This is a genomic window from Arthrobacter sp. CDRTa11, from assembly GCF_026427775.1.
Classification (GTDB): domain Bacteria; phylum Actinomycetota; class Actinomycetes; order Actinomycetales; family Micrococcaceae; genus Arthrobacter.
The window spans coordinates 3,877,372-3,891,182 of record NZ_CP044532.1 but is presented as its reverse complement, the minus strand read 5'-3'; the positions used below and the strand labels follow the sequence as shown (position 1 = coordinate 3,891,182).

The 13,811-nt window shown below is 64.4% G+C and carries 11 protein-coding genes, 2 tRNA genes and 1 pseudogene; 7 read left to right on the top strand and 7 right to left on the bottom strand.

What is annotated here, in order from left to right; genetic code table 11:
• Positions 1-3 precede the first annotated feature (3 nt).
• From F8G81_RS17640 to F8G81_RS17625, 4 genes are read right to left on the bottom strand one after another with little or no spacing between them, the layout of a single operon-like run.
• A complete protein-coding gene (locus tag F8G81_RS17640; protein WP_267275944.1) occupies positions 4-1,245 on the bottom strand; it encodes an acyl-CoA dehydrogenase family protein in 1,242 nt (413 codons plus the stop codon).
• The gene (locus F8G81_RS17635) at positions 1,242-2,777 is read right to left on the bottom strand and encodes an APC family permease (RefSeq protein ID WP_267275943.1); all 1,536 of its coding nucleotides are present in this window, start codon (positions 2,775-2,777) and stop codon (positions 1,242-1,244) included. The genes F8G81_RS17640 and F8G81_RS17635 overlap by 4 nt, the downstream gene beginning before the upstream one ends.
• Positions 2,778-2,808: 31 nt before the next feature.
• Positions 2,809-4,062: a glutathionylspermidine synthase family protein gene (locus F8G81_RS17630; RefSeq protein WP_267275942.1), complete on the bottom strand. Its 1,254-nt coding sequence runs from the start codon at positions 4,060-4,062 to the stop codon at positions 2,809-2,811.
• A 2-nt stretch (positions 4,063-4,064) separates the two neighbouring features.
• Positions 4,065-4,709, bottom strand: a complete 645-nt coding sequence (locus tag F8G81_RS17625; protein ID WP_267275941.1) for a Tat pathway signal protein — start codon at positions 4,707-4,709, stop codon at positions 4,065-4,067.
• Positions 4,710-4,936: 227 nt separating this feature from the next.
• Here F8G81_RS17625 and F8G81_RS17620 point away from each other — a divergent pair, with 227 nt between their 5' ends.
• From F8G81_RS17620 to F8G81_RS17600, 5 genes are all read left to right on the top strand, one after another.
• Positions 4,937-5,593: an MOSC domain-containing protein gene (locus F8G81_RS17620; protein ID WP_267275940.1), complete on the top strand. Its 657-nt coding sequence runs from the start codon at positions 4,937-4,939 to the stop codon at positions 5,591-5,593.
• 416 nt (positions 5,594-6,009) lie between these two features.
• Positions 6,010-8,169: a DEAD/DEAH box helicase gene (locus F8G81_RS17615; protein ID WP_267275939.1), complete on the top strand. Its 2,160-nt coding sequence runs from the start codon at positions 6,010-6,012 to the stop codon at positions 8,167-8,169.
• Between the two features lie 295 nt (positions 8,170-8,464).
• Positions 8,465-9,055: a LysM peptidoglycan-binding domain-containing protein gene (locus tag F8G81_RS17610; protein ID WP_267275938.1), complete on the top strand. Its 591-nt coding sequence runs from the start codon at positions 8,465-8,467 to the stop codon at positions 9,053-9,055.
• A 119-nt stretch (positions 9,056-9,174) separates the two neighbouring features.
• Positions 9,175-9,246: transfer RNA gene (locus tag F8G81_RS17605), tRNA-Thr, on the top strand.
• Between the two features lie 62 nt (positions 9,247-9,308).
• A tRNA-Met gene (locus tag F8G81_RS17600) sits at positions 9,309-9,382 on the top strand.
• 124 nt (positions 9,383-9,506) lie between these two features.
• Here the strand turns inward: F8G81_RS17600 and F8G81_RS17595 are convergent.
• The 3 genes from F8G81_RS17595 to F8G81_RS17585 all read right to left on the bottom strand — a co-directional run bounded on the left by F8G81_RS17595 (position 9,507) and on the right by F8G81_RS17585 (position 11,804).
• Positions 9,507-10,718 (bottom strand): acyltransferase family protein, encoded by a 1,212-nt coding sequence (locus tag F8G81_RS17595; protein WP_267275937.1) that lies wholly within the window; start codon positions 10,716-10,718, stop codon positions 9,507-9,509.
• 159 nt (positions 10,719-10,877) lie between these two features.
• The gene (locus tag F8G81_RS17590) at positions 10,878-11,390 is read right to left on the bottom strand and encodes a GNAT family N-acetyltransferase (protein WP_267275936.1); all 513 of its coding nucleotides are present in this window, start codon (positions 11,388-11,390) and stop codon (positions 10,878-10,880) included.
• Between the two features lie 75 nt (positions 11,391-11,465).
• Positions 11,466-11,804: a DUF1801 domain-containing protein gene (locus F8G81_RS17585; protein WP_267275935.1), complete on the bottom strand. Its 339-nt coding sequence runs from the start codon at positions 11,802-11,804 to the stop codon at positions 11,466-11,468.
• Between the two features lie 287 nt (positions 11,805-12,091).
• Between F8G81_RS17585 and F8G81_RS17580 the strand changes: the two genes are divergently transcribed.
• Entirely contained in the window at positions 12,092-12,523 is a 432-nt protein-coding gene (locus tag F8G81_RS17580; protein WP_267275934.1) for a DUF309 domain-containing protein, read from the top strand.
• A gap of 377 nt (positions 12,524-12,900) precedes the next feature.
• A pseudogene (gene yidC / locus F8G81_RS17575) lies at positions 12,901-13,704 on the top strand (membrane protein insertase YidC); the annotation flags it as partial.
• Positions 13,705-13,811: the final 107 nt, after the last annotated feature.

Here is a 13,811-nt window from a genome sequence, read left to right as displayed (position 1 = left end):
CGGTCAGCGGAACGCGCCGAGGCCCGTGATGTGCTGGCCCAGTACCAGCGTGTGAACCTCGTCGGTGCCCTCATATGTGCGCACCGACTCCAGGTTGGCGGCGTGCCGCAGCGGCGAATAGTCCAGGGTGATGCCGTTTCCGCCCAGGATGGTGCGGGCTTCCCGTGCGATGGCGATCGCCTCACGGACGTTGTTCAGCTTGCCCAGTGAGATCTGCTCCGGACGCAGCCTCCCGGCGTCCTTGAGGCGGCCCAGGTGGATGGCCAGCATGGTGCCTTTCTGGATCTCCAGCAGCATGTTCACCAGCTTTTCTTGCGTCAGTTGGTAGCCGGCCAGCGGCTTTCCGAACTGGAGCCGGTCCTGTGCGTACTTCAGGGCTGCCTCATATGAATCCCGGGCAGCGCCCATGGCGCCCCAGGCGATGCCGTACCGCGCTTCATTCAGGCAGGTAAAAGGTCCGCGCAGGCCGCGGGCCCCCGGAAGCAGGGCCTCCGGGCCCAGCCGGACGCCGTCGAACAGCACATCGGACTGGATGGAGGCACGCATCGACAACTTCCGCCCGATGGGCGTGGCCGTGACTCCCGCTGTTCCCGCCGGCACCAGGAAGCCGCGGATGCCGTCGTCGGTCATGGCCCAGACCACCATCACGCCGGCCACGGACGCGAGCCCGATCCAGCGCTTGGCGCCGTCCAGGACCCAGCCGGCACCGTCTCCGCTTCCGTCCCTGCGGGCCACCGTGGTCATGGAGGAGGGATCGGAACCGGCAGAGGGCTCGGTCAGGGCGAAGCACCCAATCAGTTCGCCGGCGGCCATCCGGGGTAGCCACTCCTGCCGCTGTTCCTCGGAACCCCATTTGTGGATGGCGGTCATGGCCAGCGAACCCTGTACCGAGACGAAGGTGCGGATGCCGGAATCGCCGGCCTCCAGTTCCATTGCGGCCAGGCCGTATTCGACGGCGGACCGGCCGGGGCAGCCGTACCCCTCAAGGTGCATTCCCAGAACCCCGAGCTCGCCAAGTTCCGGGGCCAGCTCCAGCGGAAAGACGGCGTCGTCATACCAGCGCGCGATGTCCGGTTTGATCCGCTGCTCCGTGAAATCCCTGATTCTTTCCCGCAGGGCCAGCTCGTCAGGGCTAAGGAGGGAGTCGAGGGCAAGGATGTCAGAGGGATCCGGAGCCGGCGGTGTACCGGGAACCTCGGATGGGCCGGGAATCTCTGTTGGGCCGGGAACGGCAGCGTTGCTCATCGGCGCGTTGTTGGGCTGGCGGCGCTGTTGGCCCGGCTGGGTCCGGGCGCCGTGAAGTATGCACGGGTTGAGGGCAGGAAGCGGCAGACCACGGCAAGCACCACCCCGAGGGACAGGAGGATTACGCCGCTGACAAAGGCCCCGCCGATGCCGAAGATCTGGGTGTCACCATAGGCCGGATCCCACATCTCCACGGCGGAAATGAAGAACGCGGCCGTCAGCATCAGGGCACCGAGCAGCGGGAGGATTCCGCGGAACCACAGATTGCGGGCCGATTCACGCAGCGTCCGGCGGAAGTACCAGACGCAGGCGTAGCCGGTCAGGGAGAAGTAGAACGCGATGAACAGGCTGATGGAGCTGATGGAGTCCGAGAGCAGGTTCTCGCTCAGGAAACTCATGGCCACGTAATAGCCGATCGCCGCGGCGCCCATTACCTGGGTGGAAAATCCCGGTGTCTGGTTGCGGGGGTGCACCTTGCCGAACCTGGCGGGAAGCGCGCCGTGGACGCCCATGGACAACGTGCCCCGGGCGGTGGGAAGGATGGTGGTTTGGGTGGAGGAGAGGACCGAGGCCAGCACCGCCACCACGATCAGCCAGCCCCAGGGGCCCAAAACAACGTCCTTCATGGCCACGAAGACGTCGGCTTGGTTCTCGCTGTTGCCCAGGCCGATCCCTTCGGTGCCCACGGTGGCGTACATCATGACCAGGAGTGCCACGGAGACATAGATGGCCAGCAGGACGAACGCGGAGATCACGGCGCCCCGGCCGGGAGTGTTGGCGGGATTTTCGGTTTCCTCGTTGACTGCCAGGCAGGTGTCCCAGCCCCAGTAGATGAACAGGGCCAGCAAGGCGCCGTGCACCACCGCGCTCGGGTCGGCAAAAGCGCCCACGGGGTTGAACCATTCAAGATCAAAGGCCTGGCCCTCAGGGGCCCCGCCGGCAATCCTCATAATCAGCGCCAGGGCAAAAATCCCCAGCGAGATGTACTGGATGTACGTCAGGACCCGCTGGACGTGCTCGCCCAGCCTGATGCCGCGGTAGTTCACCAGCGTCATCAGCGCGATGAACACCACGCCGGTGGCGGTGACCAGGAGGGGGTTCTCCGCCAAAGAGCCGTCGCCCACCAGGAGCCATAGGTACTGTCCTGCCACCTGGGCAAGGTTGGCAAGGACCACAATGCCGGCCAGTGCCACACCCCATCCGCCCAGCCAGCCGGCCCACGGACCAAACGCGCGCCGGGCCCAGATGAACGTGGTGCCGCAGTCCGGCATGGCACTGTTCAGCTCCCGGAATGCATACGCGATGAACAGCACGGGGATGAATCCCAGCACCAAAATCAGCGGCGTGTAATTGCCATTCACCGCCACGATCAGGCCAAGGGTCGCGGCCAGCGAATACACCGGTGCGGTGGAAGCCAGGCCCAGCATGACGGAATCGCCGAGGTCCAGGATCCCGGCGCGAAGGCCCTTGGCCGGAACAGCACCGCCGGACGGTCCTCCGGGACTTCCCGCCGTCGTTGTCTCTGTGCTCATGGGGATGTCACGCGGAGGATGGTCAGGGGGCTCATAGGGCAATACCTGCCTTGTTGAATGTGGATGTGCTGGCTGTGCTGTAGGTGCTGGATGTGCTGGACTGGGCCTGGGCTGAAAGCGGAGCGGGCGCGTCAATGGTGTTGGGTACGAAACGGCAGAAGTAGTCGGTGATGGGGCCGTCCGATTCCCGGATGCCGCAGCCCACGGACTCGCCGTCCACCACCCAGAGTCCCAGCACCGGATGGTTGCCGTCGAAATCGGGCAGCGGATGGAATTGCTGGTAGCACCAGCCTTCGCGGCCGTAGCCGCCGGGCTGTTCCAGGTTGATGCCCTGCGCATTGATCCTGATGTTGTCGCCTTCGCGGCCATGCAGCGGCTTGGCCACCCATTCCTTCAGCGGACCCGGCTCGTTCAGGTAGGCGGGCAGCAGGTTGGGATGGTTGGGGTACAGGTGCCACAGTGCGGCGAGGAGGGCCTTGTTGGAAAGCAGCATCTTCCAGGCCGGCTCCACCCAGCGGGGGTTGTGCGCGCGCTCCAGGAGCCGGGGCCCGAAAGGTTCCTTCATCATCAGCTCCCACGGGTACAGCTTGAAGATGGTGCTGATCATAAAATTGTCCAGGTCCACAAACCGGTTCAGGTTGGGGTCCCAGCCGATATCCGACATATTGATGCCGATGGTGGTCCAGCCGGCCTGGCTGGCAACGTCCCGCATGTACGCCGCGGTCATCCAGTCTTCGCCGGACTCCTCGGCCTCGGAGTGGGCGATGTGCAGCGTGCTCATCCCGGTGCGGTACTGGAACTTCTTCCACTGCCTGATCAGGGCCTCATGGATGCCGTTCCACTGGTCCTTGCCGGGAAAGACGTCCTGCAGCCAGAACCACTGTGCCACCGCGGCCTCGATCAGGCCGGTGGGGGTGTCCGCGTTGTACTCCAGCATCTTGGCAGGGCCGCCCTGCCCGTCGTAGATGAAGTCGAACCGGCCGTAGACGTCCAGGTCGGCGGCCTGCAGGGAGTCTGCAGCCAGTTCCAGGGCCTGCGCTCCGATGCCGATGGTTCCCATGGCCCCCGTGGCCAGGAATTTTGCCGCCTCCAGGCACATCTTGTGCATGTCCTCGGCGGTGACCTCAAGGGCCTCCACCTCATCCATGGTGAACTCGTAGTAGGCGGCCTCATGCCAGTATTCGATCTTCCGGCCATCGGGCATGGTGGTGGTGGAGAAAACCAGGCCCTGCTCTTCGATCTTCTGCTTCCACTCAGGCCTGGGCTCCGATAACAACCGCTTCACGTCTAGCCTCCGGAGACCTTGCCGCCGCCACCGCTGGTCCCGCTTTTTGCGCTGGTGCCGAAACCGCCGCGGCTGACGGTGCCGCCCTGGGTGCTGTAGCCGGTGGATGCTTTGGCATCGCTGGGTATGGTCCGGGTGAAGTTCGGGGCAGTGGACCGGTTCTGCCCCAGTGGCGGGACATAGGCGCCGCGGGAGAAGAAGTACCAGGCATAGAGCCCGCCGCCCCTCCCCGCCGAACTGTTGCAGTTGGCGTCTTCCACGCGCTCGCCGGTTTCGTCGTTGAAACAGACCTGCGCGTAGTCGGGCTCGTCCTGGTTGCTGGCCACCACAGCGGTGAGGGTGCCGGCGAGGAGTGCGGTGACGCCCAGGCCCACCACCACGGTGCGCCGCTGGGAACGCTTCCTGCGTGCGGCCGCCTCCTGGAGCTGGCGCTCGCGGTCCATCGCGAACGGGTCCACCACCGCCGGCGGTTCATTCAGGAGTTCAGGGCGCAGTTCCGGCTTGGGTACCTGCCAAGGCGGCGGCTTGGGCGAAGCCGGTGGGGGAGCAGAGGCATCTCCCTCTGCTGCAGCGGGGTGCCGGCCTTCTCCGGCGGCGTCCTGGCTGCTGCCGGTCCGGTCCTTTTTCGGATCGTGTTCCCGATCCATTTCGGAATCCTTGCCCGGGTCCACGGCGTCCCCCCTCGGTAGTCCATGTTTGGTGTTGAAAAGTCGATACTGCTGCGGGTTCGATCTGCCGGCGCGGCTCCGCACCGGAATCTCAGTCCTCAAATCAGCGTAGCCGTTGCCCGGGCCTGCTGCGAGCAGAAACGGGTGGAGAGGTACCCATCCCGGCATCCCGTTGTACATGCACCGGGGGAACTTACACTGGAGCCATGGAAACCGCCTCTGTGCTTGCCGTCTGCTGTGTCCACCAGCTGCTTCCGGATACGTCCAGTGTGGGGGTGACCGCCATCGACAAGCGTCCTGTTGAGGGGCCGGTCAGGGTGCACAAACTGGGCCTCCAGGGTGACATCCAGGCCAACCGGGTGCATCACGGCGGTGTGGATCAGGCAATCTACGCCTACTCCCAGACAGATGCGGACTACTGGGAGGGCGAGCTTCAACGCGACTTCCCGCCTGGATCCTTTGGCGAAAACCTCCGGGTCGCCGGCATTGATGCCACCGGCGCCGTGATCGGCGAACGCTGGAAAATAGGCCTTGACGTGGAGGTTGAGGTGACGTCCCCCCGCACACCCTGCGCAACCTTCCAACGGCGAATGGGGGAGCCCGCTTTTACCAAGCGTTTCACGGAGGAAGGGCGAGTGGGCGCCTACCTCCGGGTGATCCACACCGGCATTATCCAGGCCGGTGACCACATCCATCGCCTGTACGTGCCCAAGCACGGCATCACGGTTGGCAAATGGTTCAGCGAACCCGACCTCGAGTCCATGGAAGCCCTCCGGGATGCCGACGCCGACGGGGAGATCCGCCTCCAGCAGCCCGAGTTCAATCAGAAGTTTGAGGCGCTGCTGCGCCGAATCGGCAGTTAACTGCGCTGAATCGGAGTTAACTGCACCGAAAGCCGCCGCCTATGTGCGCAAGGTCACTGCCGGCGTCGGGCGCTCAATTACGCGCAGGACAATCCGTGCCTTACACTTGAAACATCCCCCACTCCGGAAATCCCTTATTCTTGCCCAATTTTTGAGGCAGGACTGGTAAGTGTTGGGGCCCGACAATGTGATTGCGGGCATTTTCATAGGGAGAGCCGGCTAAAGAAAACGCTGTACAGACTGCTGGGATAGCAGCCAAGAGATGCAGCGGGAAGCCCTGCCACGGGATTGCGAAAGCGCCGGGCTTCTAAGTGACCGGCCGGTCAACGTATGCCCGGCATCCACGGCACACGTACTGCGGCTCCGCTCACCTCGGGTAGTGCCGCCTGGCCCCCTATGGATGAGGAAATTTCCCTATGCCCGAAAATCAGAACGACCCTTTCAACACCGAGAACGTCGTAATCGACGCCGAGACGGCAGCTCCCGCCGCTGAAGAAGCACCCGCCGAAGAAGCCCCCGAGGCTCCCGCCGCTGAAGAAGCCCCCAAGGCTGAAGAGGCTCCCAAGGCTGATAACAGCCGCGGCGAGGCAGACACCGAAGCTGAAGGCATCCGCTTTGTGGATCTCGGCATCGACCCCCGCGTCCTCGCCGCCCTGCAGGACGTCGGCTATGAGAAGCCGTCCCCCATCCAGGCAGCAACCATCCCGCTGCTGCTCGAAGGCCGCGACGTCGTGGGCCTCGCCCAGACCGGCACCGGTAAGACTGCAGCATTCGCAGTACCGGCATTGTCCCGCCTGGCCGAGCTCCACGACCTCAACGGCCCGTCCCGCAAGACGCAGGCGCTGGTCCTCGCCCCCACCCGTGAGCTTGCCCTCCAGGTCGCCGAGGCCTTCACGTCCTACGCCAAGCACATCGATGACTTCACCGTCCTCCCGGTTTACGGCGGCTCCGCCTACGGCCCCCAGCTGGCCGGCCTGCGCCGCGGCGCCCAGGTTGTTGTGGGCACCCCCGGCCGTGTGATCGACCACATCGCCAAGGGTTCCCTGGACCTCTCCGAGCTCCAGTACCTGGTGCTGGATGAGGCCGACGAAATGTTGCGCATGGGCTTCGCGGAAGACGTTGAGCAGATCTTCCAGCAGACCCCCTCGGACCGCCAGGTTGCCCTGTTCTCGGCCACCATGCCGAGCCAGATCCGCCGTATGTCCAAGCAGTACCTGAACAACCCGGCCGAGATCTCCGTCAAGTCCAAGACCACCACCGGCGCCAACACCCGCCAGCGGTACCTGCAGGTTATGGGCCCGCACAAGCTCGACGCGCTGACCCGCATCCTTGAGGTTGAAGAGTTCGACGGCGTTATCGCCTTTGTGCGCACCAAAATGGCTACCGAGGACCTCGCCGACAAGCTGAAGTCACGCGGCTTCCAGGCTGCCGCCATCAACGGCGACATCCCGCAGCAGCAGCGCGAACGCACCGTCGAAGCCCTCAAGGAAGGCCGCATCGATATCCTGGTGGCCACCGACGTCGCGGCCCGTGGCCTTGACGTTGAGCGCATCAGCCACGTGATCAACTACGACATCCCGCATGACACCGAGTCCTACGTCCACCGCATCGGCCGCACCGGCCGTGCAGGCCGCAGCGGCGACGCCGTCCTGTTCATGACCCCGCGGGAAAAGTACCTGCTGCGTTCGATCGAAAAGGCCACCCGCCAGCCGGTGGAGCAGATGCACCTGCCCACAGCCGAGACGGTGAACACGCTGCGCCTGGGCAAGTTCGCAGAGAAGATCACGGAGACCCTGGCGTCTGAAGACGTCTCGGCCTTCCGCGACCTCATCGCCTCCTACGAGGAAGAGCACAACGTTCCGGCCGCCGAGATCGCCGCAGCACTTGCCGTGATGGCCCAGGGCGGACAGCCGCTCCTGGTCAAGGAACTGCCTGCTGCTCCCGAGTTCCAGAAGCGCGAACGCGCCAAGGACGGCTTCGGCTCACGCGGCCCCACCCGCACGCTCACCGAGGGCAACGCCACCTACCGGATCGCCGTCGGACGCCGTCAGCGCGTTATGCCGGGTTCCATCGTTGGCGCCATTGCCAACGAAGGCGGCATTTCCTCGGCCCAGATCGGCGGCATCGACATCCGCTCGGACCACTCCCTGGTGGAGCTTCCGGCAGACCTGAGCCCCGAGCAGCTGCGCGCCCTCTCCCGCACCCGGATCGGCGGCGAGCTGATCCACCTTGAGCTGGACAACGGCCGCAAGCCCTCCGGCGGCGGCGAGCGTGGCGGCTACCAGGGCAACCGTGGCGGCGACCGCGGCGGTTACTCAGGCGGCGGCGACCGCGGCGGCAACTTCAAGGGCAGCGGAGGATTCAAAAAGGAATTCCGCAAGTCCGAAGGCGGTGCTGCTGACCGCGGCGGCCGTTCCTACAGCGAGCGTTCGGAGCGCAGCGTTGGCGCCGACAGCGGAGCCACCCGCGGCCAGGCCAGCGATTCCCGCTTCGGCGGCCACGGTGACGGTTCACGCAAGCCCCGCCATGGCAATGAAGGCGGACAGCGCGACTTCAACCGCAAGGGCAAGTGGTAACCGTCAGCTAGTCTGATACCCGATGGGCCGGCTTTCGAGCCGGCCCATCGGCGTTTAAGCACAACGGCGTTAGGCGCGGGCATAAGCACGACGGCGGCCTGCCGCCTCCCCTGCCCGCTGCAGCGGCGGGTGCCTCGCCTCCAGCCGGCGGGTCCCGCCGTCGGGCCTTACAGCCTGCCGGGGGAGCGAGGTGCTAGGAGGAGCCGGATTTCCGCCTTACGATCGAAGGGCTACCAACGGCCAGTTGCGGCTTGTCGCTTCCGACGGGCTGCAGACCACACGGAAGGCGCCACCTATGGGATTTCTTGACGATCTGAAGAAGAACCTCGGCCTCGGGGAGAAGGAAGCGGAGAGCCAGCCTCAGGCCGTTCCAGCGGCTGAGGCCAATGTCACAAGCAGCGCCAACAGCGATGAAGGGACGGGGGCTGGTCCAGTTGACGCAGCTGCCGTCGCGCCAGCAGAGACGTCGGCGACTGAAACTATGCCGCAGCAGGACGCTGCCGCCCGTGCAGAGGCCCAGCGCCAGGCTGCCGACGACTCGGCTGCCGCCCAGCAGGCTGCCGCCGCCCAGGCCGCTGCTGACGCCGTGGTGAACCGGCAGCCCGACTCCCAGCCCTTGGATGTGCCTCCGGTTGCCGAAGCCGTCGTAGAGCCGGTGGCCGAACCTGTGTTGGCGGAGCCGGTTCTGGCCGAACCCGTGCTGACTGAGCCTGTTGGCCTGGACGGGGCAACAACCGTTTCCGAGGTGGTGGTTGAGCCGGGAGACACCCTGCACGGCATCGCCATTCAGTACGGCGTGGACCTGGACGAGCTGATCGCCGCCAACACGGACACGGTCCCGAATCCGGACCATATCTACCCCGGGCAGGTGCTCCGGCTGCCCTAGATTCCACCCGTAGGTTCAGGCCACAAATGAGGCGCCGACGCAAGTGTTTCGGCGCCCCCTGACCGGCCACAATGCCGATTTGTTGGTGGTGAAATCTTCCGGTAGAGTATTTACTCGTTGCCCCCCTAGCTCAGTGGTAGAGCGCGTTCTTGGTAAGAACGAGGTCACCGGATCGATTCCGGTGGGGGGCTCTGGATGAGGGCCTGTGTCAAGGCGGTTTTTGACCGGCTTGGTGCAGGTTTTTCTCATTCGTGGCGGTGTAGCTCAGTTGGTTAGAGCGCACGACTCATAATCGTGAGGTCGGGAGATCGAGCCTCCCCACCGCTACAGGCTAAGCCCCTGGGATCTTGAAGATTCCGGGGGCTTTTCTGTGTCGGAAGACACGGCGCTTGGATTCTCTCAAAAGGCACCTTCTTCCCGAAGGGTGGCTCTTGCATGTCTTCAGCGGGCGCTATTTGTCCGGCCAGAGCCGCGGAGCCCGCCTGGCGGCCACGTCCTCGACCCAGCCGATAGTGAGGAACACGACGGCAAGGAGCAGCCAGATGCCGGCGAACAGGGTCCACTCGCTTTCCAGCAGCCAAGGTATGGCGTCGCCAATCTGGTTGTTGGCCCAGAGCGTGTCGACGATGATGTACATGGCCGAAAGCAGCAGGGTATGCCAGAGATAGACGGTGACTGCCCTGTTGTTGATAAGCGTGACTGGCCTGTCGAGGAGCCTAATCGGCCGGGGCATCGACTTCCAGGATGGCGAGATCCGCAGGAGCATCGCGCAGAAGCCGAGGGCATACAGGCCATTTGCCCCCCAGATGTTGTTCATGTCCCAGGCCTCCTCCTCAAGGTGGGGTCCGGCCCAGAGGAGGCCGAGGGCCATCATCGCCGGCCCGGCTGAGAAAACCACCCATCGCGGGATCCTGCGCAGCATGCCGGAGTAGTGGGCGAAGCCGAGAACCCAGCAGGAGCCGTAGGTGGCGAAGTCGCTGACGCCAGTCTCGGCCCAGGCCGGAAGCGTCACCCAACCGAAGACGATGGGCACCAGGATTCCGAGGGGCGCCGCCAGCGTAACCCATGGCAGCCGGCGGAACGCCGCGAGCAGCAGGGGAGACAAAAGCATGAACCAGAAGTAGGCACGAATGTACCAGAGGATGACTCCAGCCTCGTGAGCCCAGAAGATGTCCTCCAGGCCTTCCTCGGAACCACTGCTGCCTGGGTACGGCGCGCCCCCGAGCGGGATGAACCAGAAAACGATCTCGGGCCAGGAGCGGCCCTCCTCCTGGTCCGGACTCCAGCCCTGCCCGAGCAGAAGCAGCAGAACTGTGCCGCTGTAAATCCACAGGGGCAGTAACAGCCGACGAGTCCGGTTCTTCAGAACACCGAAGGCTGGCCGCTCGAGGGAGCGCGCCATGAGGGAACCTGCGAGGGCGAACATAACGCCCATGGAAGGGAAGATCAGCGTCAGCCACGCTACACCGCTGAAGGTATGGTAGGCCATGATCCGGACCAGGGCGATCGCCCGCAGCAGGTCCAAGTACCGGTCTCGTCCGGAAGCCTCGGGCCGGGGATGGTCTGGGCTGACATGGTCTGAGGTGACATGGCTCGGTCCGGCAACGCGTCCAGGCACGGCAGCCCGCGGTGCGGGATTTGTGCTGACTCTGGGTTTCTCCATCACCTGGTCCCTTAGCTGTTGCCTGCAGCCCTTCACGGCGGAAGCTGCCGTCAACCCCTACCCGACGCTATCAGCGGCTGCGGCCGGAGGCACCGGTTCCGGGTACTCGAATTTTCAGAAGGGGACTACCTGATTTTGCTCTTGCCACGGCAGCTGACCTTAGCGGTCGATTGTGGCTTGAGCTCTTCGGACCATTCGAAAAGACCGCACATCGTCTTCGGTTTTCACCGCCCCGTCAGCGACAAAGCCGTTCTTTTGATAGAAGGCCTGGGCACGGGGGTTGGGATCGGCCACCCAGAGGGCAGCAGGCGCGGTGCTGTCGAGGACTGCATTGAGGAGCGCCGCGCCTACCCCGGAACCGTGGAACGCCGCGTAGGTGTAGAGGAGATACAACTGCCGCGGCTCTTCGGCGTCATCAAGGGAGGGGCCAGACATTGCAATGCCGATCAGCGTGCCTTCATGCGAAGCGACGGCCACGCTGTTCTGGCTGTACCTTGGATCGGTCAGCGCAGCGGTCCAGAATTTCTCGCGCCAGCTTAGGAGCGTGGGATCGTCCAGCACAGCATCGCTCATCAGTCCGCGGTAGGTCTCGCGCCACGTGTCCACGTGAACTCTCGCCATGCTTGGCGCGTCCATCGGCTCAGCGCGGCGCACGTCAAAGTTGATCGTCATTGTTCAACGGTACGTGCGGGTGGCTTTGGAGGGGACACACCGCCGTCGTATGGCGTACGCACGTGTCCGGGCGTGTCAGGCAGCCGCCTTCTCGACGAGCACGCGAATCTTGGCCTCCGTGGCAGCATCCAACGACGTGATAGTCCATGCGACCGGGTGCATGTGGGCGCCCTCCTCGCGGGCAGGGTTCACAACTTCGCCAAAGCCGAACGCGATGAAGTCCTTATCCGGTTTGATGTAGCAGATGTCCTTGCCGTCCTTGACGTAGAACGGGAGTCCCCATCGGACGATCGGCTCCAGCGAGGGCGCGCTCTCCCGGATGATTCGATGCAGGGCTTCCCCAATCTCCCGGTATTGTGCGGGCGCTTCGCTGAGCTTGGAGAGAACAGCCGCGTCACCCTTCTTCGTGAACATCGTGTTCAAGCCTCCTTCAAAGTGTCGTCAGGCAATTGTTGTAGCCGGTTTGTGCGCCTACGGACCACCCAAGGCGCATGCGACCGGTGACGGCGCCAAGCCTACGCCCGCCCGGTCGGAAGTAGTCGAGGCACACGACCCATCGAGGCAATCCACGACTGAACGCACTTAAAGGATTCAAAGCACGAGGCCCGGGCGAAGTGCATGGCTCGGTTCGAAGGGCCGGGCCGTAGCATTGGGCGGATGAAGGTTAGTAAGGTTCACGGACGCTCAGTGCGGAAACTGCAATGACCGGCGACAGGGACCGGGATGCTTCAAGGCGCCCGCGGCAGGCCCGGCCACGTGACGCTCTTGGACGGCCGCTGCCCTGCGGAAGCTCTGGCGTGGAGCCGGTCTCCGAGGAGCCGCTGCCACCGGCGGAGACGTTGGTCTCGGCCCGGAGCCTCGTGGAGGCGGGCCGGCCCTTCGCCGCGCATGAGGTACTGGAGGCCCGATGGAAAGCTGGGCCTGCCCAAGAACGCAACCTTTGGCAAGGTCTCGCCCAGATCTGTGTCGGGCTCACCCACGCCGCGCGGGGGAACAGTGTTGGTGCCCTCCGGCTCTTCGAGCGGGGTGCGGCCCGGCTCGAGGAGTACGGTTCAGGCGAAGGGCCGACCTATGGGCTCGATTTGTCCGCCGTTGTGAGTTGCGCGCGTGATCGGATGGGCATCGGCCGCTGAGCTCGCGACCGGCATGCTCGCGGCAGGCGGCGGAGCCACTCGCCATGTATCCCGTCAGGGTGTTTCCGGTGAATCGCAGCTATATGCGGCGGCATCTTCGCAGCGCAAATTACGCCCTAGTGCCCAATAGCCGGTCGTTTACCGGCACTCAGGACAGCGAACCGTCTCGTCGGAGTGCGCCGGGCTATCCAGACGCCGCATGAGCGACGGCGGCTCGAGAGTATTTGCGCGGTGTCGGCCTCACGACCAAGTCCCTCACGCGATTGTCAACCAGGGGAGAATTCCCGGTGGCCACCTTGCTTTCCGCTGGAATACAAAAGCGTGACAAGTTCCTGGTTTCGCCGTAGCTTTGCGGCATCTGACAAATGGGGATTTCGGTGGACTTATTTGAAGCAATCATGTTGCCGTTCAAGTGGCTTGTGTCTGTCATTATGGTCGGTTTCCATGAGGGCCTGAGCTCCATCGGCATGCCCCCGGCCTCTGGCTGGACCTGGACGTTCTCCATCATCGGGCTGGTGCTGGTGATACGGGCCGCACTGATCCCGGTTTTCGTGAAGCAGGTCAAAGCCCAGCGCCGGATGCAGTTGCTGCAACCGGACCTGCAGAAGCTCCAGGAAAAGTACAAAGGCAAAACCGATCAGCTCTCCCGCCAGGCCATGGTGCAGGAGCAGATGGCGCTCTATAAGAAACATGGCACCAACCCGTTCTCGGCCTGCCTTCCGGTCCTGATCCAGACGCCGTTCTTCTTTGCGCTGTTCCAGGTCCTGGCCGGCATCGGCACCAGTGCCGGCGAGGGGCAGGGCATCGGCGCAATGAGTCACGAACAGGTAGTGCAGTTCGATCAGTCCAGCATCTTCGGCGCCCCACTCACCGCGTCCTTCCTTCACCTCGGCGGCGATCCCATGGCGGTCGCGGTGCTGACCATCCTGATGATCCTTGCCATGTCGGTGGCGCAGTTCATCACCCAGAAGCAGATCATGGCCAGGAGCAAGTCTGCGGAGGCGCCGGAAAACCCGTTTGTGCGCCAGCAGAGGATCATGCTGTACGCGCTCCCGGTGGTGTTCGGCGTCGGCGGCATCATCTTCCCCATCGGTGTGCTGATCTACTGGACCACCACCAACCTCTGGACCATGGTGCAGCAGTTCTTCGTCATCAGGCGGCGGGAATCGGGCGGCGGCCCCATCGAGGCGTGAGATCTCGGCGCATAGGCCAGGCCTTAGCGCCGGGATCTCACCCCTCACCGCTGCCCACGACTACCATGGGGCGCCTACCCAACGGACAGCGGCGG

Coding starts and splice junctions, on each gene's coding strand:
- F8G81_RS17635 (WP_267275943.1), bottom strand. CDS start 2,777: ATGAGCACAGAGACAACGACGGCGGGAAGTCCCGGAGGACCGTCCGGC.
- F8G81_RS17595 (WP_267275937.1), bottom strand. CDS start 10,718: ATGGAGAAACCCAGAGTCAGCACAAATCCCGCACCGCGGGCTGCCGTG.
- F8G81_RS17580 (WP_267275934.1), top strand. CDS start 12,092: ATGACCGGCGACAGGGACCGGGATGCTTCAAGGCGCCCGCGGCAGGCC.
- F8G81_RS17615 (WP_267275939.1), top strand. CDS start 6,010: ATGCCCGAAAATCAGAACGACCCTTTCAACACCGAGAACGTCGTAATC.
- F8G81_RS17590 (WP_267275936.1), bottom strand. CDS start 11,390: ATGACGATCAACTTTGACGTGCGCCGCGCTGAGCCGATGGACGCGCCA.
- F8G81_RS17640 (WP_267275944.1), bottom strand. CDS start 1,245: ATGAGCAACGCTGCCGTTCCCGGCCCAACAGAGATTCCCGGCCCATCC.
- F8G81_RS17625 (WP_267275941.1), bottom strand. CDS start 4,709: ATGGATCGGGAACACGATCCGAAAAAGGACCGGACCGGCAGCAGCCAG.
- F8G81_RS17620 (WP_267275940.1), top strand. CDS start 4,937: ATGGAAACCGCCTCTGTGCTTGCCGTCTGCTGTGTCCACCAGCTGCTT.
- F8G81_RS17585 (WP_267275935.1), bottom strand. CDS start 11,804: ATGTTCACGAAGAAGGGTGACGCGGCTGTTCTCTCCAAGCTCAGCGAA.
- F8G81_RS17610 (WP_267275938.1), top strand. CDS start 8,465: ATGGGATTTCTTGACGATCTGAAGAAGAACCTCGGCCTCGGGGAGAAG.